Source organism: Cobetia sp. UIB-001 (assembly GCF_044789135.1).
Classification (GTDB): Bacteria; Pseudomonadota; Gammaproteobacteria; order Pseudomonadales; family Halomonadaceae; genus Cobetia; species Cobetia amphilecti.
In genome coordinates, this window is record NZ_CP058244.1 from 3,812,978 (window position 1) to 3,834,159 (window position 21,182).

The following is a 21,182-nucleotide window of genomic DNA, read 5'->3' on the forward strand; positions in this document are numbered from 1 at the left end:
CCTTCCTGGGCAGAAACACTGGCTGAAAACCGCGAAAAATAATCGGAATCAGCGCGGAGAAATACTCGCCAGATGACGTCCGACCGCGATCCAGGCCCCTATCCAGCCCAATATTGTACTCGAAAACAGCAGCGTGGCACCCCCTGCAACGCCCAGCGCGGGCAACACATAGTTGCCGCCATAACTTTGTACAAGGGCCGTCACGGGTGCCGCCAGCCAGTTGCCGCCAAGTGCCAGGATTCCGCAGGCCAGCAGCCCTCCTCCCAGACCGTACCAGGCACCGCTGTAGAGGAAGGGACGCCGCACGAAGGCGTGGGTCGCCCCGATCAGGGTCACGACCTCGATTTCCTGGCGGCGACTCTCCACGGACAGGCGGATGGTATTGCCCACCACCAGCAACACGCCCAGCCCGAAGAGTAACGCGAGTCCCAGCGTCACTTTCTGACCCAGCTCACCCAATTGGCGCAGACGCTCGAGCCAGGCTAGATCCAGACGTGCGCTGGCGACACCCGGCTCGCCCTCGAGGCGCGTGGCCAGGGCGCGAACGGACTCTGGCGTGGTGTCCAGCGGCGTGATGACGATACTGGCCGGCAGGGGGTTGTCATCCAGCAGACTCAGCGAGCGCTTGAGGTCCAGCGCCTGGGCGAATTCCTGCATGCCCTCGGCGGCGGTGATCAGCCGCACTCCCCCGACACCGGCAGCGTCGCGCAGCGAGTCCGACAGCGTCAGCGCCTGGCTCTCGTCGACCGAGGTCTCGAGATAGAGGGTGAGCTGGGCGCTGTCATTGAGTTCATTGTCGAGCAGGCGCGCGCTGTCCAGTGCCAGCCACAGCGCCGCCGGCAACGTCAGTGCGATGGCGATGGCCAGCATGGTCAGCAGGCTGGCGATGGGCGCGACCAGCAGGCGGCGTGCGCTGTCGCGCGCCATGGCAGCGTGATGACGCAGCCAGCTGCGGTAGCGGCTCTCGACCGAGACACGACTGGAGCGCGCGCCCTTGCGCGCCGCACGCTCGGCGGCCTCCGGTGATTCAGGCGCCTGCGCGGCGGCCTTGCGGGTACGCGTCTCGGCGCGGGGCTGGCCACGCTCGCGTGAAGAAGAGGGGGAATCGTTACGGGAACGCGGGGGGCTCATCGGGCATCCTTGTCGGCGATCAGACGACCATCGGACAGCTCCAGCGTGCGATGGTGCAGGCGGGCGATCAGCGCCAGATCGTGGCTGGCAATCATCACCGTGGTACCGATGCGATTGAAGTCCTCGAACAGACGCATGATGTCGGCGGACAGTGCCGGGTCCAGATTGCCGGTCGGCTCATCGGCCAGCAGCAGCGCAGGCTTGTTGACCACGGCGCGCGCGATGCCGACTCGCTGCTGCTCACCACCGGACAGCTCGATCGGCAGTGCCTTCTCACGATGCAAAAGGCCGACCTTGTCGAGCGCCGCCCGCACCCGCCGCGCCTGTTCACGCGGCGGAACCCCCTGGATCATCAGCGGCAGGGCCACGTTGTGGAAGATGTTGCGGTCGGTCAGCAGCTGGTGGTCCTGGAAGACCACGCCGATCTGGCGGCGGTAATACGGCACCTGGGAGGTATGCAGCCGCCCGATATCATGCCCCGCCACCAGAATGCGCCCACGCGAGGGGCGCTCGAGGAGCATGATCAGCTTGAGCAACGAGCTCTTGCCGGCACCGGAATGGCCTGTCAGAAAGACCATCTCGCCACGCTCGACCCTGAAGTCGAGCCCGGCCAGTGCATCGAAGCGCCCTCCATAGCGCTTGCCGACATGCTCGAAGGCAATCATGCCTCGCGCGACTCGGCGCTGGCCTCTTCGCTTGCCTCATCGCCAGCACGTGCAAACAGGGCACTGACGAAGTCATCAGCCGCGAAGGGACGCAGGTCATCGACACCTTCCCCGACACCGATATAGCGGATCGGCAGATTGAGCTGCTTGGCCAGCGCGAAGATGATGCCGCCCTTGGCGGTTCCATCCAGCTTGGTCAGCGTAAGGCCAGTGATGTTGACCGCTTCATGGAAGGTGGAGGCCTGTGACAGCGCGTTCTGGCCGGTACCGGCATCCAGCACCAGCATCACCTCGTGGGGCGCGGACACATCCAGCTTGGCCATCACGCGCTGTACCTTCTTGAGCTCTTCCATCAGGTGGCTCTTGTTGTGCAGGCGGCCCGCGGTATCGGCGATCAGGATATCGACGTTACGCGCCTTGGCGGCTTCCAGGGCGTCATAGATGACCGAGGCACTGTCGGCGCCGGTATGCTGAGCGATGACCGGCACCTTGTTGCGCTCGCCCCACACCTTGAGCTGCTCCACCGCCGCGGCGCGGAAGGTATCGCCCGCCGCCAGCATCACGCTGCGGCCCTGGCTCTGATAGCGCTTGGCCAGCTTGCCGATGGTGGTGGTCTTGCCGACGCCGTTGACGCCGATCATCAGGATCACGAAGGGACCGCTGCCCTTGGCCGGCAGTTCCAGGTCCTTGGCGACCGGCGCCAGCATCACGCGCAGCTCTTCCTGCAGCGCTTCGTAGAGCGCCTGCGGCTCCTTCAATTCCTTGCGCGAGATGCGCGCGGTCAGGTTGTCGATGATCTCGGTGGTCGCCTCGATGCCCACGTCTGCCATCAGCAGCTGGGTCTCGAGGTCTTCCATCAGCTCATCATCGATCTGCTTCTTGCCGAGGAACAGGCTGGCGACGCCCTCGGTCAGATTGGCGCGAGTCTTGCCAAGACCGGCCTTGATGCGCGCGAAGAAGCCACGACGCGGCTTTTCGCGTCCGTCGCGGGCCGTATCACGCGCAGCGTCATCCTCGACCACGGCGTCTGCGCCAGCGGCGGCAGCCTCGGCGGCACGTGCTTCTTCTTCCTGGCGAGCCTGTTCCAGCGCGGCCTGCTCTTCGGCCTCGATGGCGGCCAGCTGCGCGGCGGCCTGACGTTCTTCTTCCTCGCGAGCCGCGATACGCGCCTCTTCGGCACGCGCTTCACTGGCGGCTTCTTCCGCACGGGCCTGAGCGGCCTGTTCGGCAGCGATACGCTCGGCCTCTGCCTGGGCGGCCTGCTCGGCAGCCAGACGTTCCGCCTCTTGCTGGGCGGCCTTTTCGGCGGCGACGCGTTCTGCAGCGGCCTGCTCCTGGGCGATGCGCTCGGCTTCGTCTCGGGCGGCCTGTTCCTGAGCGGCCTGCTCCTGCGCTGCGCGTTCCTGGGCAATGCGCTCGGCCTCTGCCTTGGCGGCCTGATCAGCAACCGCCTGCTCCGAGGCGCGGCGCTCGGCTTCAGCTTCGGCCTGCTGCTCTTCGGCCTTCTGAGCCTCGACCCGAGCGGCCTCTTCACCGGCAAGGCGCTCTGCCTCTACCTTCTCGGCCTCGAGACGCTTCGCCTCGAGCCGCGCTGCCTGCTCGGCATCGGCTTGCTCGTGGGGCGTGGCGTCTTGTGTCTGTTCAAGAGCCTGTTGCTCGAGGGCCTGCTGCTCGGAGGCTTTCTGCTCCTGAGCCTTGTGTTTCTTGCGCTTGAAAAAACCGAACATGGCGAGACAGTCCTGAACTCGTGAAAGTGGCGTCATCCTACCATCCCTTCGGGGCTGAAGGTACGCACCGCGCGGCATCCGGCGTCGCACATGCTAGACTCGCGGCATGAAAAAACGCGCATCCTCCCAAGGCCCCGCACGGGGCAAATCCAACGCGCCCTCGCGCGCTGACAAGCAGCACGGCAAGCGTGGCCAGGCCGCCGGCGGGCCAGGTCGCCTGCGCATCATCGGCGGGCGCTTCAAGCGCCGCCTGCTCAACGTGATCGACGCACCGGGCCTGCGCCCGACACCCGACCGCGTGCGTGAGACGCTCTACAACTGGCTGGGCTTTCATGTCGGCGGCGCCCGTGTGCTTGACCTCTATGCCGGCAGTGGCGCGCTGGGCCTCGAGGCGCTGTCGCGTGAGGCGGCGCATGTCACCTTCGTGGAGCGCGACAGTCGCGTTGCGCGCGCGCTCGAGGCCAATCTCGCGACCCTCGCCAACGGCGACAGCCTGCCAACGCAGGTGGTGACCGGCGATGTCCTGCACTGGCTCGAGACGGCCACACCCGCTGCAGGCGGCATGGATCTGGTGCTGCTCGATCCGCCCTTCCGGCTCGAGCTGGCCGCCGCGAGCTGCGCACGGCTCGAAGCGCATGGCTGGCTGAGCGATGACGCCATGATCTATCTGGAAGTGGAATCCGGTCTCGACCCCGTGGTGCCCGCCAACTGGCAGCTGCACCGGGAAAGCCGTGCCGGCGACAGTCATGGCCGCCTGTATCGGCGCCATCCGCCCGCCTGAGCCACCTTCCCACTTGTGTCGACTCAGGCGGCGTCGTAGTCTGCCTGCAGGCGGGTATCGCTGCGCCATCCGGCAAGGATTCCCGACATGGCCGATATTCATCGCACCAGCATTTACCGCATACCTTTACCGCCCTCAACGAACCCCCTCGGGCCACGACCGTGACTCGACAAGGAGATAGCATGAGCACCGAACTCTTTACCCAACTTGAGCAGAAAGTCGGCCAGGCCATCGACAGCATCGAGATGCTGAAGATGGAAGTCGAAGAGCTGAAGGAAGAGAACCAGCGCCTGACCGAAGCCAAGACAGGTCAGGGCGAAGAGCTGGAACAGCTGCGCCAGACCAACGCTCAACTGCAGGAAGAGCGTGACCAGTGGGCACAGCGTCTGGAAGCGCTGGTCGCACGCTTCAGCGAGACCGAGAGCGAAACCCAGAGCGCCTGATGCTCCCGCGCGTCCTGCGCGCTGGGCCGCGTGAACATGCACTCTTGAACAATGGCTCTTGAACAGGAGCGCTTGAACAAGAGTTCATGAGCAGGGCCTCATGAAAACGCCGCCAACAGGAGACTGTCGGCGGCGTTTTCGTGTCGGTACCAGCACAAGGGAAATAGCCGGAGCCCAAGACAGAAGGGCCAGGATCACACCAGCGGCAGCGACATGAGCCAGGCATCTTCTCGCCCGCCATCCACCAGCGGGTAGTAGCCCTTGCGCACTCCATCCCGGGTGAAACCGGCTTTCGCATAGAGAGCTGCGGCGGCGGCATTGCTGGCGCGCACCTCCAGCAGCAGACGCTCAAGCCCCGAGTCACGTTGCCAGTCACGCGCCTGCGCGATGGCGGCGGCCAAAAGGCGTGCACCTACGCCCTGCCCGCGCTGCGCGGCGTGTACGGTGATCGCCTCGATCTCGGCCTCGAAGGGCCCGTGCGCCAGCACCACGAAGCCGATCAGCTCCTCGATCGACGTCTCACCGTCCAACGATTCACAGCCCGACGACTCGCAGGCCTGCCACCAGGCGCCCAGCACGCAGCGCGCGTCATCGTTGAGCACATCGATCAGCTGTGACTGGCTCAGGCCATGTGCCTGGCTGGCCTCGATGGCCTCAAGCGCCAGCAGGGTCGCTTGATCATCGGCCAGCTCACGCAGCTCGAGGCGCCGGGAAACTGACTCGCTCATGAGGCGCCCGTCTGCGGCGATGCCGACTGCCACTCGCGTCCCCAGCGAATCAACAGCGGCCACAGTTTGCGCTTGGCCTCACTGGAGCGCGCCAGCGCCGGCAGTGCCGGCCCCTGCCAGACCGGCAGGTTCAGCAGACTGGAGGTCGCCTCGCCGCGCTCGGAAACGGTGATGCCAAGCACCTCGCGCAGCGTCTCGCTGGCCTCATCGCTGCCGAAGATCAACAGCCTCTCCGGCTGCCAACCACGACGCGCTGGGCCGCTCAGGAAGGCATGCAACCCTTCGCGGGCTTCCTCGAGTGGCGCACTGGCCTTGAGGTTGGGCAACAGCGGCCAGCGGAAGTGGCTGAAGGTGAGCCCTGATGCCGCCTCGATGCCGGCGGCGCGCCACAACGCCTTGAGCAAGGCTTCCCCTTCCAGATGCGGAGCCTCGTCACCGGGCAGCATGATCAACCAGCGCCCTTCCAGCGCCGCCAGCTGAATGCTGAAGCGCAGTGGCGGCTTGTCTGCCGCTGGCGGCGTCACTGCCTCATCTGCTGCCGGTGCCTCGGCCGAGACCTGAGTCGGCGGCGTCCCCCACGAGGCGGTGCTGCTGGTCTCGGCAGCGCCGGGCGCCGGTGAGGCAGCCGCAGCGGGGGCTTCGACCGCCGCCGGCGCCATGCCCAGCAAGGCGCGTGCACTCGAGGCCGGAGAAGGCCCTGCCGGGCGTGGCGTCGCGCTGCCGGCCATGCCGCCAGCCTGAGCGGAGGAGCCATGGCTGGCATCCGCCGTCTGGTGGGCAGCAGGCGGGCGCGGCGCCTCATCGATCAGCGCGTGCAGGCGCGCCTGGGGCGCGACCGCCTCCGCCGCTTGCGGCTCGGGCCAGTCACACGCCTGGGTGGGCAAGGCATTGGGCAGCTGATAACGACCGACCCAGGCGGTCAGTCCCATCGCGTCCAGATATTGCAGGCGTTGCGGTTCAGGGGTCATGGTCAGTGCTTGCCGCCGCCCAGACAGTTGGGGGAATCCGGAATCTCGCCACCGCGTGCCGCCCACTCCTGCGCGGTGTACAGGTGCAGTGCCAGTGCGTGCACCGGGCCATCCAGCGCTTCGCTGAGCAAGGCATACAGCTGTTGGTGACGCTTGACCCGCGACAGGCCGCTGAAGCGATCGCTGACCAGGGTGACCTTGAAGTGGGTCTCGGAGTTGGCCGGCACGCTATGCATATGGCTCTCGTTGACGACTTCGACCATCAACGGGTCAAGCGTCGCGAGCTTGGTGTCTATCTGGGTCTGGATGCTCATGCGCAATCTCCTTGAAGGGGGGAAGCCGCACGACGGACATGCGGAAAATTGAGGGTGACGATGCGATCGCCACAACGCAAATGGCCTCGGGCATTTTGCCCGAGGCCATTGTAGCGTCTGTCGCCATCACTGACAGTCATTGCTGACGGCGCTGGCTGACAGCGCTTGCGGAAAGTGCGGCGACGGCGGCCATCACGCGTCTGACAATCGGCCAATCGGCGCGATCACACCGGAGATTCAGTCCAGATCGGCCAGCAGCTCGTCATCGACTTCGCTGACTTCCAGCGGTGCCTCGTCGTCCAGGTCGACCGCCAGATAGCTGTGCTCGACGGTCAGGAAGCGCTCGAAGAGTGCCTTGTCCATCGGCTCCGGCCAATGGCGGGTGTCTTCTTCCCAGGCGCGCAGCTCGCTTTCCAGCACGTCCAGCCAGCGCTCGGAGACGAAGCCGTCCAGCGCCTCACGCGTGTCCATCTCGGGAATCAGGTAGACGGTGCTCTCCTGATTGACATCCTCCAGCGCCAGATCCTCGCCTCCCTCGCCTTCGGATTCCAGCGAGTTGATCCAGTCGACAAACGCCTGGGTCGGCTTGACGCTCAGGGCGGAACGGTTAAGCAGCTTCATTCTGCACTCTCCAGGACATTCAGGGACAATTCCGAGACAGGACACACCGTGGATGGCAGCGCCGCTCATAAAGCAGGCACGCGATGCGGGTGAGCCTCGAGGCGTCCAGCGCGTCACCCTGGCAGTGCCAGGGCGCCAGCAGACTGGACGCCGACCATTATGGCCGCTCGCGGGCAACAAAGCCAAGCGCCACCTCGCCTCATCGGCACCGATCATGCCCCGCGAGGCACTCGTCGTCAGTCATTCGTGTGAGGCAGAGACCACAACGCCCCCGATCAGGGATCGGAGGCGTTGTGAGTGCCCTCATCGTGACGGGCTGGCGGCCGACTGTTCAGCCCTGCTGCGGACGCATCGCCGGGAACAGCAGCACGTCGCGGATGGAGGCGCTGTCGGTCAGCAGCATCACCAGACGGTCGATGCCGATGCCTTCACCGGCGGTCGGCGGCATGCCGTATTCCAGTGCGCGCACGTAGTCGGCGTCGTAGAACATGGCTTCGTCATCACCGGCGTCCTTCTCGGCCACCTGGGCCTGGAAGCGTTCGGCCTGATCTTCGGCGTCGTTGAGCTCCGAGAAGCCATTGGCGATCTCGCGGCCACCGACGAAGAACTCGAAGCGATCGGTCACGTGCGGGTTGGCATCGTTGCGACGCGCCAGCGGGCTGACTTCGGCCGGATATTCGGTGATGAAGGTCGGCTGGTCGAGACGGTGCTCGGCGACTTCCTCGAAGATCTCGGTCTCGAGCTTGCCCAGACCCCAGATCGGCTTGACCTGGATACCGAGACGCTCGGCCGTGGCGCGCGCGGCGTCGTAATCGGCCAGGTCGGCTTCGGTGATGCCGTCGCCGTACTTGATGATCGACTCGCGCATGGTCATCTGGATGAACGGCTGGCTCAGGTCGTACTCACTGCCCTGACAGGTGATCTGCGTGGTGCCGAGCACTTCCTGCGCGGCAGTCCGGATCATGTCTTCGGTGAGCGCGATCAGGTCACGGTAGTCCGCGTAGGCCCAGTAGAACTCGAGCATGGTGAACTCGGGGTTGTGACGCGTCGACAGCCCTTCGTTGCGGAAGTTGCGGTTGATCTCGAACACGCGCTCGAAGCCACCCACCACCAGACGCTTGAGGTACAGCTCCGGCGCGATGCGCAGGTACATTTCCATGTCCAGCGCATTGTGGTGCGTGATGAACGGACGCGCGGTCGCGCCACCCGGAATCTGCTGCAGCATCGGCGTCTCGACTTCCATGAAGCCGCGATCGCTGAGGAAGCGACGGATGGAGGCGACGATGCCGGCACGCAGCGCGAAGGTGCGGCGAGACTGCTCGTTCATGATCAGGTCGACATAACGCTGGCGATAGCGGATTTCCTGATCGGACAGACCGTGGAACTTGTCCGGCAGCGGACGCAGGTTCTTGGTCATCAGCTGGGCGCTTTCGATCATGACGTACAGATCGCCCTTGCCGGATTTGTGCACCGGACCACTGGCACCGACGATGTCACCGATATCCCAGCTCTTGATGTCCTCGAGCAGCGCTTCCGGCAGGCCCTTCTTGTCGACGTAGAGCTGAATCTGGCCGGAGACTTCCTGCAGCACGATGAAGGGGCCACGTTTGCGCATGATACGTCCGGCGACGGCGGCCTTGCGGTCCAGCGTCTCCAGCTCGGCCTTGTCCTTCTCGCCCAGCTCTTCCATCAGGTCAGCGGCGAGGCTGTCGCGACGGAAATCATTCGGGAAGGCACTCTTGCCTTCGGCGGCGGCCTGCTCGCGGCGGGCGTTCAGCTTGGCGCGACGTTCGGCGATCAGGCGGTTCTCTTCCTGAGCCTGTTCGGCGGCCTGCTGCTCATCAATGGCGGGGGTCTGCTCTGTCGACATGGAGGGGCCTGTCTCGTGTCAAAGGGTCATGGCCTGGGCCACGACAGATCATGATCAGCCTGACGATTGTGACCATCAGGGCTGACCGCGATACGGGGATTCGTGGCCTCCGCCGGCGAGACCGGCGGAGGCGAATAGGCGCTGGGCTGCGAGGGTGCTCGCGCTCAGAGCCCCATCTTGAGGCTGGCGACGATGAAGTCATCGAGGTCGCCGTCGAGCACCTTGTCACAGTTGCTCGACTGGACGCTGGTCCGCAGGTCCTTGATGCGCTGGTCATCGAGGACGTAGGAGCGGATCTGGCTGCCCCAGCCGATATCGGACTTGGAGTCCTCGAGTTCCTGCTTGGCGGCGTTGCGCTTCTGCATCTCGGCTTCGTAGATACGCGCCTTCAGCATCTTCATGGCGCGGTCACGGTTGGAGTGCTGGCTACGCTCGGTCTGGCAGGCCGCCACGATGCCTGTCGGCACGTGGGTGATACGTACCGCGGAGTCGGTGGTGTTGACGTGCTGACCACCGGCGCCGGAGGAGCGGTAGGTATCGGTGCGCAGGTCGGCCGGATTGATGTCGATCTCGATGTTGTCATCGATTTCCGGCGACACGAACACGGACGCGAACGAGGTGTGACGACGGCCGCCGGAGTCGAAGGGACTCTTGCGGACCAGACGGTGCACGCCAAGCTCGGTGCGCAGCCAACCGAAGGCGTAATCACCCTCGACGTGGATGGTCGCGGACTTGATGCCGGCGACTTCACCGGCGCTCGCCTCGACGATCTCGGTCTTGAAACCGTGATGCTCGGCCCAGCGCAGGTACATGCGCAGCAACATGTTGCCCCAATCCTGCGCTTCGGTACCGCCGGAGCCTGCCTGGATGTCGAGGTAGGCGTTGTTGGCGTCCATCTCACCCGAGAACATGCGGCGGAACTCGAGCTTCTCGAGACTGGCCTTGAGCTGGTCCAGCTCGCGGACGACTTCGTCCACGGTGCCTTCGTCCTCTTCCTCGACCGCCATTTCCAGCAGGTCGGAGCAGTCGGACAGACCGTTGCTCATGTCGTCGAGGGTCTTGACGACCAGCTCCAGCGACGCACGTTCCTTGCCGAGCTTCTGCGCGTAGTCCGGGTCATTCCAGACGTCCGGATTCTCGAGCTCGCGAGTGACTTCCTCTAGCCGATCCTGCTTTTCGGCATAGTCAAAGGTACCCCCTCAGGACTTCTGCCCTTTCGGACAGGTCCTTGATGAGGTTGGTGATCGGATTGATCTCTTGCATGGTCGTCCTGTCTTGAGGCGATGATGCGTGAATGGGTGCGCGGCGATCCTGTCGCAAGCGACGGGCTCCGCCACATGCCACCCGAGGGTGCATGTGCAGATCGACAGCGCGCAAAGCCCGATATTGTAGCCATTTCCCGGCGTGGCGACCATGCCCGGCCCATCATCCGTGGCCAGCGGGCAAGCGGCGGCTCTCGGCTGTCAGGCATGCCACCCATCAGCGGGCAGGCGACGAATACGACCAAAGTCATTCAAAGGCCCGTCAGCCCCGAATGGCCCGAGTTTCCACGCCTTGCATGACGTTTATCGAATGCATGCATAAGCCATCCATTTTTTAACATGGACAGCGGGCAGGAAAAGATTCGATGGTAGAAGGCGACACTCGTATTACCCCTAACAACAATAGCGAGCTTCCCTATCATGGCACGACTACACTCCCCCTCTCACACCCCGGTGCTCCCCGGACGCTTCGCACTCAAACGCCTGGCAGGTTCTCTGCTGCTGGCCGGGGGCATCGTTGCCTCCCAGGGCATCATGGCCGACACGCTCAAGCTGGCGATCATGGGCGAACCGGCCTCGCTGGACCCGCAGCAGATCTCCGGCACCTGGGAAAATGACGTGGTGGGCGACCTCTTCGAGGGGCTGGTCACCGAAGCCGCCGATGGCGAGCGCATCCCCGGCGCGGCCGAGTCGTGGCAGATTTCCGACGATGGCAAGACCTACACCTTCACGCTGCGCGAGAACGGCAAGTGGTCAGACGGTGAACCGGTGACCGCCGAAGACTTCGTGTACGCGCTCAAGCGCATCATGACGCCGGAAAACGCCTCGGATTACGCCTACATCCTGTATCCGATCAAGAATGCCAAGGCCATCAACAGCGGCGAGGCCGAGCCGGACACCCTCGGCGTGCGTGCCGTGGATGATCATACCCTCGAGATCACCCTCGAGCGCCCGACGCCCTACTTCCTGGATCAGCTGTCGCACTACACCGCTTACCCGCTGCCGAGACATGTGGTGGAGAAGTACGGCAAGGACTGGACCGACCCCGGCAAGATGGTCTCCAACGGTGCCTTCGAGCTGAGCGAGTGGCAGCCGCAGACCCGCATCGTCGCGCTCAAGAATCCTGAGTTCCACGATGCCAGTGAGGTCGCGCTGGATGAGGTGATCTACTACCCCATCGAGGAGCGCAACAGCGCCCTGAAGCGCTTCCGCGCTGGCGAGATCGACATCGCGCGCGAATTCCCGACCCAGCAATACGGCTGGCTGAAGGACAACCTGCCGGACGCCACCCACGTCGCGCCCTACCTGGGCATCTACTACTACGTGCTCAACTCGCGCGATGGCCATGCCACGGCAGACCCACGCGTGCGTGAGGCGCTCAACCTCTCCATCCGCCGCAACATCATCACCGACAAGATTCTCGGCACCGGCGAAGTGCCGGCCTACAGCTTCGTGCCCACCGGCGTGAACCATTACGACATCCAGGAGATGGCCTTCAAGGACATGTCGATGGATGAGCGCATGCAGAAGGCCAGGTCCCTGATGGAAGACGCCGGCTATGGCCCGGACAACCCGCTGGAGCTGACCCTGCGCTACAACACCAGCGAAGACCACAAGAAGGTGGCCATCGCCGCCGCCGCGATGTGGAAGCCACTGGGCGTGAAGGTCAATCTGCTGAACGCCGAGGTCGCGGTGCACTACGAGGACATGCGCCAGGGCAAGTTCGATGTCGGCCGCGCCGGCTGGATCGGCGACTACAACGACGCCCAGAACTTCCTCAACCTGCTGGAAAGCGGCGTGCCCAACAACTACGGCGCCTATTCCAACAGTGCGCTGGATGACGACATGCAAGAGGCTGCCAATACGCTCGACATGGAGGATCGCGAGGCATTGATGCAGGACGCCGAGCGCAAGGCGCTGGATGACTACGCCGTGCTGCCGATCTACTACTACGTGTCGCGCAATCTGGTGAACCCCAAGCTCAGCGGCTGGAAGAACAACATCGAGGATACCCACCGCTCGCGCTGGGTCTCGTTCTCCGAGTGAGGCGAGCCCTGTGAGCCTCTGAGCTGGCTCGCCGCTCTCTAGATCGTCATGGGTCCACGCTCGTGTCCGTCAGGGCAGGAGCGTGGCATCTGCCAAGGATGGCACCAGAAGATGACGTCGCGCCCCACGGGCGTGACAAGGAGTTCATGCATGTCCCCCACCTCACCGATGCAATGCGCGGCAAGCCTCAGCGCAGGCCTGCTGCTGTCCGTTCTTTCCCTCTCCCTCGGCGCTTCCGGCAGCGTCATGGCAGCAGCATCCACCAGCCAGAGCGAGCAGATCCTGCGTATCGCCAATGGCGCCGAGCCCGGCTCGCTGGACCCGCAACAGACCAACGGCACATGGGAGACACGCATCACGCGTGATCTGTTCGAGCCGCTGATTGCCTACTCCGCCGACGGCGAGCTGATTCCCGGGCTGGCAGAGCGCTGGGAGTCGTCCGCCGATGGGCTGAGCTGGACCTTTCATCTGCGCGAAGGGCTCGAATGGTCAGACGGCACGCCGCTGACCGCCCAGGATGCGGTCTTCGCGCTGCGCCGCCTGCTGACACCCGCCACCGCGGCCCACAACGCCACGCTCTACTACCCGATCGTCAATGCCCGCGCGGTGAATACCGGTGCGCTGGCGCCGGATCAACTCGGCGTGACCGCGCCCGACGCGCAGACGCTCACCATCACTCTCAGCCACCCTTCGGCGACGCTGGAGCAGACGCTGGCGATGAGCGAAGCCGCCCCGCTGCCACGGCATGTGATCGCGGCCAAGGGCGCTGACTGGACGCGGCCGGCCAACATGGCCACCTCGGGTGCCTTCGTGCTCAAGACCTGGTCGCCCCAGGCCGAGATTCGCCTGACGCCCAATCCGCGCTATCACGCGGCGGACACGGTCGCGCTCGATGAGGTGGTCTACCTGCCCATCGAGGAGAGTCATGCCGCGCTCAATCGCTTCCGCGCCGGCGAGGTCGAGATCGCCTACGGCGTGCCCGCCAGCCATTACACCTGGATCCAGGACAATCTGGCCGCTGCCCTGCAGACCTACCCGATCCTCGGCGAGTACTTCTATGTCTTCAATCTGCGCGAGGGCTCGCCGGTGGCCGACCAGCGCATCCGTCGCGCGCTGAATCTGGCCACGCGCCGTGAGGTGATCACCGAGCGCATTCTCGGCATGGGCCAGATTCCCTCCTGGCACTTCGTGCCGAAGGCATTGGGTGAGCATCAGGGCGCGCGCTTCGATTTCGCTGACTGGTCGATGGACAGGCGCATGGCGAAGGCGCGTGAGCTGATGGCAGACGCGGGCTACGGCCCGGATACCCCGCTTGAGCTGACCCTGCACTACAACACCCTGGAAGACCACAAGAAGATCGCCGTGGCCCTGGGCGCGATGTGGAAACCGCTGGGCGTGAAGGTGACGCTGACCAATACCGAGGCCGCGGTGCATTACCGCGATCTGGCGCTGGGCGATTTCGAGGTCGGCCGTTACGGCATGATCGCGACCATCGCCGATGCCTACGACTTCCTGAACGCCTTCAGCAGCGACAACACCTCCAACGCGCCCGGGCTCAGCTCGCCGACCTACGATGCGCTCATCGAGGCGGCGGCGCGTGAAGGAGACGTCGGCACCCGCCAGCGCCAGCTCCACGATGCCGAGCAGTATCTGCTCGACAACGATGTGGTGCTGCCGCTCTACGACTATGTCACCTCCAGCCTTGTCGACCCCGCCATCAGCGGCTGGGCGCCCAATGCGCTGGACGTGCACCCGAGTCGCTACCTGCAGCTCGATACCTCGCACTGACAGACGACAGTCACCAATAACAACGACACACCCGGGCAGCGGCCCGGACGGAGCACTGGATGCTGAGCTACACCCTCAAACGGTTGCTGCAGGCGATTCCCACCCTGCTGATCGTGATCACCCTGTCGTTCTTCCTGATGCGGGTCGCCCCGGGCGGCCCCTTCGATGGCGAACGCCGCCTGCCCCCGGAAATCGAGCAGAACCTGCGCGCGGCCTATCACCTGGATGAGCCATTGCCGATGCAGTATCTGCGCTATCTGGGCGATCTGGTGCAGGGCGATCTCGGCCCGTCCTTCAAGTACAAGGACTTCGATGTCAGCGAGCTGATCAGCCAGGGCTTCCCGGCCAGTCTGGAGCTGGGCATGTGGGCGATTCTGGCCGCGCTGCTGATCGGGGTGCCGCTGGGGGTGATCGCGGCCATCCGGCGCAACTCGACGGCGGATTACGTGGTGATGAGTACTGCGCTGGCGGGGATCGCGGTGCCCAACTTCGTGATCGCCCCCCTGCTGGCGCTGGTGTTCGGCGTGCTGCTCGGCTGGTTGCCGGCCGGCGGCTGGAACGGCGGCGCCTGGCAGAACCTGCTGCTGCCGGTGGTGGCGCTCTCCATCCAGCAGATCGCCTACATCGCCCGCATGATGCGCGCCAGCATGATCGAGGTGCTCGGCAGTCACTACATCCGCACCGCCCGCGCCAAGGGGCTGAGCGAGTGGAAGGTGATTCTGCGCCATGCATTGCGACCGGCGATGCTGCCGGTGGTCTCCTACCTCGGCCCGGCCATCGCCGGCATCATCACCGGCTCGGTGGTGATCGAGCAGATCTTCGGCATCCCCGGCATCGGGCGCTATTTCGTGCAGGGTGCGCTCAATCGTGACTACACCCTGGTGATGGGCACGGTGGTCTTCTATGGCGCCTTGATCCTGCTGCTCAACCTGATCGTCGATCTGCTCTACAGCATGCTCGACCCGCAGATCCGCTACGACGACTGACCCGAGGCCCTGACATGTCACAGACAACTCCCGCTCCCCACGGCACCGGCGGTGCCAGTGCCTTCGACGGCCAGCCTCCTGCCGCGCCGGCAGGCGACAGCCTGACCCGCGACGCCTGGCGTCGTCTCAAGCAGAACCGCGCTGCCATGTGCAGCCTGGTGGTGATGGCCGTCATCGTGCTGGCCTGCCTGATCGGCCCGTGGCTGACGCCCTTCGAACTCGATGAAGTCGACTGGAATGCCATCGGCACCGGCCCGGACCTGGCCTCCGGCCACGTCTTCGGCACCGACGTCAACGGCCGCGACCTGCTGACCCGCACCCTGCATGGCGGCCAGATCTCGCTGTCGGTGGCGCTGGTCGCCACCTTCGTCAGCCTGGTGATCGGCGTGCTCTACGGTGCCGTCTCCGGCTACTTCGGCGGACGCACCGACAACCTGATGATGCGCTTCGTCGACATCATGTATTCGCTGCCGTTCATGTTCCTGGTGATCCTGCTGATGGTGGTTTTCGGTCGCAATATCTTCCTGATCTACGCTGCCATCGGCGCGGTGGAGTGGCTGGACATGTCGCGCATCGTGCGCGGCCAGGTGCTGGCGCTCAAGAAGCGTGAATTCGTCGAGGCCGCCCATGCGCTGGGGGTGCGCGACCTGCAGGTGGTCACCCGCCACCTGATCCCCAATGCGCTGGGGCCGGTGATCGTCTACGTCACGCTGACGGTGCCCAAGGTCATCCTGCTGGAAAGCTTCCTGTCGTTCCTCGGCCTCGGCGTGCAGGAACCGCTGACCTCATGGGGCGTGTTGATCTCCGAAGGCAAGGACATGATGGAGACCGCCCCCTGGATGCTGCTGGTGCCCTCGGCCTTCCTCGCCGCGACCCTGTTCTGCCTCAACTTCCTCGGCGATGGGCTGCGTGACGCCCTCGACCCCAAGACTCGCTGAACCGGAGCGCTGATCATGACTTCTTCACCCTCTACCTCCGGCACCTCCTCCAGCCTGCCGCCAGCACGCAACGCCGCCGACCAGGCCCGCGCCGACACCCTGACTCGCCTGGGACTGGCGGCCGAGGCGCCTGGCACGCCGCCGCTGATGGAGATCGATGACCTCAAGGTCGACTTCCAGCTGCCGGATGGCGCGGTACCCGCCGTCAAGGGCGTCAGCTTCACTCTCAACAAGGGCGAGACGCTGGCGCTGGTCGGCGAGTCCGGCTCCGGCAAGTCGGTCACGTCCACCGCCATCCTGCGCCTGCTGCCGGAACTCGCCGAGATCAAGGGCGCCATCCGCCTGCGCGGCGAAGACCTGCTGAGTGCCTCGACGCGGCGCATGCGCGAGCTGCGCGGCAATCGCATCGCCACCGTCTTCCAGGAGCCGATGACCTCGCTCAATCCGCTGCACCGCATCGGGCGCCAGATCATAGAGGTACTGGCACTGCATCGTGATCTCAAGGGCCGCGCGGCTCGCCACAAGGCGCTGGAACTGCTCGAGCAGGTCGGCATCCCGGAGCCGGCGCGACGTATCGACAGCTATCCCCACGAGCTGTCCGGTGGCCAGCGTCAGCGCGTGATGATCGCCATCGCGCTGGCCTGCGAGCCGGACCTGCTGATCGCCGATGAGCCGACCACCGCGCTGGATGTCACGGTGCAGGCGCAGATCCTGCGGCTGCTCAAGTCGCTGCAGCAGCGCTACGGCATGGCGATCCTGTTCATCACCCATGACCTGAGCATCGTGCGCCACTTCGCGGACCGCGTCTGCGTGATGCGTCACGGCGAGCTGCTGGAAACCGGCGCCACCCACGACGTCTTCGAGAGCCCGCAGCATGACTACACCCGCATGCTGATCGATGCCGAACCGGCCGGCGAGAAGGCACCGGTGGCCGCGGATGCGCCGGTGCTGCTGTCGGCGCACGATGTGCGTGTCAGCTTCACCATCAAGCGTCCGCTGTTCGGGCCCAAGGTGGCCTTCGAGGCGGTGCGCGGCATCGATCTCGAGGTGCGACGCGGCCAGACCATCGGCATCGTCGGCGAGTCCGGCTCCGGCAAGTCGACGCTGGGGCGCGCCCTGCTGCGCCTGCTCAAGAGCCAGGGCCAGATCAGCTTCGATGGTGTCGATATCATGCCGCTGGACAAGTCGGGCATGCGCCCCTTGCGCTCGCGCATGCAGGTCGTCTTCCAGGACCCCTTCGGCTCCCTGTCACCGCGTCTGACCGTGGGCGAGATCATCAGCGAAGGCCTGCGCGTGCATCACCCCGAGCTCAATCGCGCCCAGCGCGATGCGCGGGTCTGCGACGGCCTGAGCGAGGTCAGCCTCGACCCCGGCATGCGCAATCGCTATCCGCATGAATTCTCCGGCGGTCAGCGCCAGCGCATCGCCATCGCGCGCGCCCTGGTGCTCAAGCCGGAATTCCTGCTGCTGGACGAGCCGACCTCGGCGCTGGACCGCTCGGTACAGGTCACGGTGATCGACCTGCTGCGCGACCTGCAGGCGCGCCACGGCCTGACCTATCTGTTCATCAGCCATGACCTGGCGGTAGTCCGTGCGCTGTCAGATCACCTCATCGTGATGAAGGAAGGCGAGGTGGTGGAAAGCGGCAGTACCCACGCCATCTTCGAGGCACCCCGTGAGCGTTATACGCGTGAATTGATGCAGGCTGCCTTCGCCCCGGACCTGGGCCAGACGCACCACTGACACCCTGAAAAGACGACATGCCTGATGGGCGCTGCGGCGCCCATCAAGACCCCGCTTTGCCTGAGAAAAGGCGCATGGCCTCATCACTGCCTGTCTGAAGGGTGGCGATGAGCGCCCGGCCTCGCCCCGGGCAAGGGCAGCCGGGCCGCTCACGCGGATCGGCATTGGCTGCCAACCGGGTGCTTGCACCCGACCGAGGCCGGAGCAGGACGCTCCGGCATTACCCACACCGATGGAAAGACATGCACAGGATGACGATGCAACCTACAACAACAGCCAGCATCCCCCTTCACACTCACTCACGACTGCGTCACGCGATTGGCGCAGCCCTGCTCGGTACGGGACTGCTGAGCATGAGCCCCATGGCCCAGGCCATCGAGGTCTACAAGACGGATACCGACCGCGTCGAGTTCAGTGGCCGCCTGGCGGCGTTTGCGGTGATACAGGATGGCGCACACGACGAGATCTACAACGGCGGCTCGCGGGTGCGCCTGATCCACGAGCATCAGTTCGAGCAGGGCTGGAGCTCCATCATCCGCGCCGAATGGGGCTTCGATCCCTGGTTCAAGGACGGCACCGATGCTCACTACAAGCGCATGCTCTACGCCGGAGCGGCCCACGAGAAATGGGGCAGCTTCACGGTCGGCAAGCAGTATGGCCCCTGGTACGACATGGTGGCCGTCAACACCGACTGGTTCTGGATCAATGGTGGCGAGGCGTCCGGCACCTTTGAAGGCCGCAGCGGTGACGGCGGCCTGCATGGCACGGGGCGACCGGACAACTCGCTCTACTGGAAGAAGGGCTTCGACGACGTCACTGTCGGCCTGCTCTACCAGCTCGGCCATGATGGCCAGCACAGCAACGAGACCTCACTCTTCGAGGATGGCGTCTTCACCACCGAGACCGAGTATTCGGGGTATGAGCGTGACTACAGCTATGAAGCCGCGCTCAACTGGCACCCGAACGAGGACTTCACGGTGGGCGGGGTCTTCCACCATACGGAGCTGAGCGACTACGAGAGCGGCAACAGCGAGAACGGCGATATCGATGCCTGGCTGCTCGGCGGTCACTGGTCACCGGGCAACTGGTACATCGCCCTCGTCGGCGGGGAATATCGCAACCATATCGCCGGCAGCACCCTGGACTCCTCGGAAGATTTCGTCGACAAGGCGCGCGGCGCGGAATTCGTGGTCAACTACAAGTTCAAGGAAGTCATCTGGGGCGATGACAGTGTCGAGCTCTACGGTGGCTTGAACCACCTGGAAGACGCCGACAGCGAAGCACGCTACGCCTATCAGATTCTGGGCGCGGCCTGGCGGGTCAAGGACCTGACGCTGGCCACCGAGTATCGCTTCGACAACAGCCGCCAGTCAGACGGCAGCGAGTACAGCGCCGACCGCGACCAGCTGATGTTCCTGGCGCGTTATGACTTCTGATCGTCATGTCAAACGCTGGTGACGGTTCGCCAATGCTCGCGCTGAGGCGATAGTTCCGCCCTTGCCTGATGAACCCGGCAGGGACGACAAGAAAACGCCCGGTCATATGACCGGGCGTTTTTTGTATCGGCTGTATCGGTTGTATCGGTTGTCCCGAGATCAGCTCAGCGTTTCAGGGCGCTTACGTACTCAGAAGCGATAGGTCGCGCCGAGACCGAAGCCATGCGCTTCATTCTCGTAATCGGCTTCATAGGTGCCACGGTTGGGCTCGCTCAGGCTGACGGTGGCCGTCTCTTCCCACAGGTAGGTGTAGGCCATGTCGATGGTCAGCTCCGGCATCGGCGTCCAGCCGGCCCCCAGCGAGAAGATGGTGCGATCCCCGGACGGGATACGCGCGCTGCGATGCTCGTCCACGGTCGGGCTGTCATCGAAGGCCATGCCGGTGCGCAGCACCCACTGCGGATTGAGCTGATAGCTCAGACCCACCGCGTACTGCCAGCTGTCCTCGTAGCCCTGCTCCTCGACGATGTCGCTCATGTTGTCGACTTCCACCGCGATCTCGTCGAAGCGGCTCCAGTGCACCCAGGTCACGCCCGCCATCAGCGTCCAGCGATCATCCAGCTTGTGCGTCACGGAGAAGTCGATGCTTTCCGGCAGGGTCACGTCCAGCGACGCATCCTGCTCGGTATTCGCGAAGCCCGTGCCAGTGAAGACATTGTTGTACTTGGCCTCGCCTTCCAGGCTGTAATCCACCTTGGAGCGATAGGACAGACCGAGACGGGTACTTTCCACCGGCTGGAAGATGACCCCGACGTTGTAGCCCCAGGCGGCATCGTCGCCCTTGATCTTGACCTTGCCATCGCCTGTGCCAGCATCGAGAGTATTCGACGTCAGCTCACCCTTGACGCTGTTGTAGGTCACACCGGCGCCGATGGCCCACTTGTCATTGATGCGATAGGAGATGGTCGGCTGGGCGGTCACCACCTCGACTTCGCTGTAATTGGCGAAATAGCGGCCGCGGAAATCAGAACCATAATCGGTGATCACACCAAAGGGCGCGTAGACCCCGAAGCCCAGTGCTACCCGGTCATTCATCGGCTGCACGTAATAGAAGGAAGGCACTGCCGCCCCCGGCACCATGTCACCGTCATCTCCGCCAGAGACTGGCCGACCGAGTGCATCATTCGCGCTGGCGACATCAATATCGGTATTGACGTCCAGATAGGTCACACCGCCGGTGATCTGGGCACGATCCAGGAAGGACATGCCGGCCGGGTTGCCGAACACGGTGGAGGCATCATTGGCATTCGAGGCGCGCCCGGCGAAGGAGGTGCCCTGGGTACTGACACTCTGCTCGTTCAGCTGGAAGGCCCCCGCGTGAACGCCACCGGCATAAGCCGTGGCTACCGTTGCCAGAGCGACCCCGAGGGTGAGTTTGTTCATCTTGTTTTTCATTATGGATGGCGTCCCATTGCAGGTGGCTGGAGAGCCGCATGTTGTTGTTATCATTCGTTGATGCATAGCTCTGTCACCTACGTTTTGGGCGAGTCGTGCGTTCAAGTCAAGGGCGAACGTTTGTTTGAATAGGGAGATTTCTAGTATTCAGGGAACTTTCATTCATGTCTGCACTGTCGCGTGCTGCTAAGCCCATGACCTGACGACGATTTAGTGCCTTGTCGCCAGCGTTTAAAACACGACAACCTCCTCTGCTCCCCCCTCTAGCCTATTGGTCGAA

18 protein-coding genes are annotated in these 21,182 nt (G+C 64.4%); 8 read left to right on the forward strand and 10 right to left on the reverse strand.

Annotation, left to right across the window (positions count from 1 at the left end; all coding sequences use genetic code 11):
- Positions 1 to 48 precede the first annotated feature (48 nt).
- The 3 genes from ftsX to ftsY are packed head-to-tail and all read right to left on the reverse strand — an operon-like array spanning position 49 to position 3,523.
- On the reverse strand, positions 49 to 1,131 hold the full coding sequence (gene ftsX / locus HA399_RS15735) for a permease-like cell division protein FtsX (RefSeq protein ID WP_404325463.1): 1,083 nt from the start codon (positions 1,129 to 1,131) through the stop codon (positions 49 to 51).
- Positions 1,128 to 1,796, reverse strand: a complete 669-nt coding sequence (gene ftsE, locus HA399_RS15740; protein WP_043336289.1) for a cell division ATP-binding protein FtsE — start codon at positions 1,794 to 1,796, stop codon at positions 1,128 to 1,130. Before ftsE ends, ftsX begins: the two co-directional genes overlap by 4 nt.
- Positions 1,793 to 3,523, reverse strand: a complete 1,731-nt coding sequence (gene ftsY, locus HA399_RS15745) for a signal recognition particle-docking protein FtsY (protein WP_404325464.1) — start codon at positions 3,521 to 3,523, stop codon at positions 1,793 to 1,795. Before ftsY ends, ftsE begins: the two co-directional genes overlap by 4 nt.
- A gap of 106 nt (positions 3,524 to 3,629) precedes the next feature.
- Here ftsY and rsmD point away from each other — a divergent pair, with 106 nt between their 5' ends.
- Complete coding sequence (gene rsmD / locus HA399_RS15750; protein ID WP_404325465.1) at positions 3,630 to 4,304, forward strand: 16S rRNA (guanine(966)-N(2))-methyltransferase RsmD; 675 nt, start codon at positions 3,630 to 3,632, stop codon at positions 4,302 to 4,304.
- A gap of 182 nt (positions 4,305 to 4,486) precedes the next feature.
- Positions 4,487 to 4,747 (forward strand): cell division protein ZapB, encoded by a 261-nt coding sequence (zapB, locus tag HA399_RS15755; protein WP_054556544.1) that lies wholly within the window; start codon positions 4,487 to 4,489, stop codon positions 4,745 to 4,747.
- Between the two features lie 194 nt (positions 4,748 to 4,941).
- On the opposite strand, the gene HA399_RS15760 is transcribed toward zapB, so the two are convergent.
- From HA399_RS15760 to prfB, 6 genes are all read right to left on the reverse strand, one after another.
- Positions 4,942 to 5,475 (reverse strand): GNAT family N-acetyltransferase, encoded by a 534-nt coding sequence (locus tag HA399_RS15760; RefSeq protein ID WP_404325466.1) that lies wholly within the window; start codon positions 5,473 to 5,475, stop codon positions 4,942 to 4,944.
- Positions 5,472 to 6,443, reverse strand: a complete 972-nt coding sequence (locus tag HA399_RS15765) for a hypothetical protein (protein ID WP_404325467.1) — start codon at positions 6,441 to 6,443, stop codon at positions 5,472 to 5,474. Before HA399_RS15765 ends, HA399_RS15760 begins: the two co-directional genes overlap by 4 nt.
- 2 nt (positions 6,444 to 6,445) lie before the next feature.
- Positions 6,446 to 6,757 carry a BolA family protein gene (locus HA399_RS15770; protein ID WP_404325469.1) on the reverse strand — a complete coding sequence of 104 codons (312 nt, stop codon included), beginning with the start codon at positions 6,755 to 6,757 and terminating at the stop codon, positions 6,446 to 6,448.
- A 237-nt stretch (positions 6,758 to 6,994) separates the two neighbouring features.
- On the reverse strand, positions 6,995 to 7,378 hold the full coding sequence (locus HA399_RS15775) for a hypothetical protein (RefSeq protein ID WP_043336300.1): 384 nt from the start codon (positions 7,376 to 7,378) through the stop codon (positions 6,995 to 6,997).
- Between the two features lie 331 nt (positions 7,379 to 7,709).
- Positions 7,710 to 9,248: a lysine--tRNA ligase gene (gene lysS, locus HA399_RS15780; RefSeq protein WP_404325471.1), complete on the reverse strand. Its 1,539-nt coding sequence runs from the start codon at positions 9,246 to 9,248 to the stop codon at positions 7,710 to 7,712.
- A gap of 164 nt (positions 9,249 to 9,412) precedes the next feature.
- Positions 9,413 to 10,511, reverse strand: a protein-coding gene (prfB, locus tag HA399_RS15785; RefSeq protein ID WP_107335890.1) for a peptide chain release factor 2 whose coding sequence is annotated in 2 segments (ribosomal slippage) — positions 9,413 to 10,435 and positions 10,437 to 10,511 — 1,098 coding nt in all. Because the reading frame shifts where the segments join, the coding sequence is not laid out codon by codon here.
- 419 nt (positions 10,512 to 10,930) lie between these two features.
- On the opposite strand from prfB, the gene HA399_RS15790 reads away from it, so the two are divergent.
- From HA399_RS15790 to HA399_RS15815, 6 genes are all read left to right on the forward strand, one after another.
- Positions 10,931 to 12,556, forward strand: a complete 1,626-nt coding sequence (locus HA399_RS15790) for a peptide ABC transporter substrate-binding protein (RefSeq protein ID WP_404325473.1) — start codon at positions 10,931 to 10,933, stop codon at positions 12,554 to 12,556.
- A 150-nt stretch (positions 12,557 to 12,706) separates the two neighbouring features.
- Entirely contained in the window at positions 12,707 to 14,344 is a 1,638-nt protein-coding gene (locus HA399_RS15795; RefSeq protein WP_404325475.1) for a peptide ABC transporter substrate-binding protein, read from the forward strand.
- A 59-nt stretch (positions 14,345 to 14,403) separates the two neighbouring features.
- The gene (oppB, locus tag HA399_RS15800; protein WP_043337152.1) at positions 14,404 to 15,330 is read left to right on the forward strand and encodes an oligopeptide ABC transporter permease OppB; all 927 of its coding nucleotides are present in this window, start codon (positions 14,404 to 14,406) and stop codon (positions 15,328 to 15,330) included.
- A 14-nt stretch (positions 15,331 to 15,344) separates the two neighbouring features.
- Positions 15,345 to 16,268: an ABC transporter permease gene (locus tag HA399_RS15805; RefSeq protein ID WP_107335886.1), complete on the forward strand. Its 924-nt coding sequence runs from the start codon at positions 15,345 to 15,347 to the stop codon at positions 16,266 to 16,268.
- A 147-nt stretch (positions 16,269 to 16,415) separates the two neighbouring features.
- Positions 16,416 to 18,011: an ABC transporter ATP-binding protein gene (locus tag HA399_RS15810; protein WP_404326996.1), complete on the forward strand. Its 1,596-nt coding sequence runs from the start codon at positions 16,416 to 16,418 to the stop codon at positions 18,009 to 18,011.
- A 353-nt stretch (positions 18,012 to 18,364) separates the two neighbouring features.
- Positions 18,365 to 19,447: a porin gene (locus tag HA399_RS15815; protein WP_165874008.1), complete on the forward strand. Its 1,083-nt coding sequence runs from the start codon at positions 18,365 to 18,367 to the stop codon at positions 19,445 to 19,447.
- A gap of 189 nt (positions 19,448 to 19,636) precedes the next feature.
- On the opposite strand, the gene HA399_RS15820 is transcribed toward HA399_RS15815, so the two are convergent.
- Positions 19,637 to 20,890 (reverse strand): OmpP1/FadL family transporter, encoded by a 1,254-nt coding sequence (locus HA399_RS15820; RefSeq protein WP_404325476.1) that lies wholly within the window; start codon positions 20,888 to 20,890, stop codon positions 19,637 to 19,639.
- Positions 20,891 to 21,182: the final 292 nt, after the last annotated feature.

What these genes read in the sequence shown, in the direction of transcription:
- HA399_RS15770 (WP_404325469.1), bottom strand. Translation starts at nt 6,757, where the DNA reads ATGAGCATCCAGACCCAGATAGACACCAAGCTCGCGACGCTTGACCCG.
- oppB (WP_043337152.1), top strand. Translation starts at nt 14,404, where the DNA reads ATGCTGAGCTACACCCTCAAACGGTTGCTGCAGGCGATTCCCACCCTG.
- HA399_RS15765 (WP_404325467.1), bottom strand. Translation starts at nt 6,443, where the DNA reads ATGACCCCTGAACCGCAACGCCTGCAATATCTGGACGCGATGGGACTG.
- zapB (WP_054556544.1), top strand. Translation starts at nt 4,487, where the DNA reads ATGAGCACCGAACTCTTTACCCAACTTGAGCAGAAAGTCGGCCAGGCC.
- lysS (WP_404325471.1), bottom strand. Translation starts at nt 9,248, where the DNA reads ATGTCGACAGAGCAGACCCCCGCCATTGATGAGCAGCAGGCCGCCGAA.
- ftsE (WP_043336289.1), bottom strand. Translation starts at nt 1,796, where the DNA reads ATGATTGCCTTCGAGCATGTCGGCAAGCGCTATGGAGGGCGCTTCGAT.
- rsmD (WP_404325465.1), top strand. Translation starts at nt 3,630, where the DNA reads ATGAAAAAACGCGCATCCTCCCAAGGCCCCGCACGGGGCAAATCCAAC.
- HA399_RS15795 (WP_404325475.1), top strand. Translation starts at nt 12,707, where the DNA reads ATGTCCCCCACCTCACCGATGCAATGCGCGGCAAGCCTCAGCGCAGGC.
- ftsY (WP_404325464.1), bottom strand. Translation starts at nt 3,523, where the DNA reads ATGTTCGGTTTTTTCAAGCGCAAGAAACACAAGGCTCAGGAGCAGAAA.
- HA399_RS15805 (WP_107335886.1), top strand. Translation starts at nt 15,345, where the DNA reads ATGTCACAGACAACTCCCGCTCCCCACGGCACCGGCGGTGCCAGTGCC.
- HA399_RS15760 (WP_404325466.1), bottom strand. Translation starts at nt 5,475, where the DNA reads ATGAGCGAGTCAGTTTCCCGGCGCCTCGAGCTGCGTGAGCTGGCCGAT.
- ftsX (WP_404325463.1), bottom strand. Translation starts at nt 1,131, where the DNA reads ATGAGCCCCCCGCGTTCCCGTAACGATTCCCCCTCTTCTTCACGCGAG.
- HA399_RS15820 (WP_404325476.1), bottom strand. Translation starts at nt 20,890, where the DNA reads ATGAACAAACTCACCCTCGGGGTCGCTCTGGCAACGGTAGCCACGGCT.
- HA399_RS15775 (WP_043336300.1), bottom strand. Translation starts at nt 7,378, where the DNA reads ATGAAGCTGCTTAACCGTTCCGCCCTGAGCGTCAAGCCGACCCAGGCG.
- HA399_RS15790 (WP_404325473.1), top strand. Translation starts at nt 10,931, where the DNA reads ATGGCACGACTACACTCCCCCTCTCACACCCCGGTGCTCCCCGGACGC.
- HA399_RS15810 (WP_404326996.1), top strand. Translation starts at nt 16,416, where the DNA reads ATGGAGATCGATGACCTCAAGGTCGACTTCCAGCTGCCGGATGGCGCG.
- HA399_RS15815 (WP_165874008.1), top strand. Translation starts at nt 18,365, where the DNA reads ATGAGCCCCATGGCCCAGGCCATCGAGGTCTACAAGACGGATACCGAC.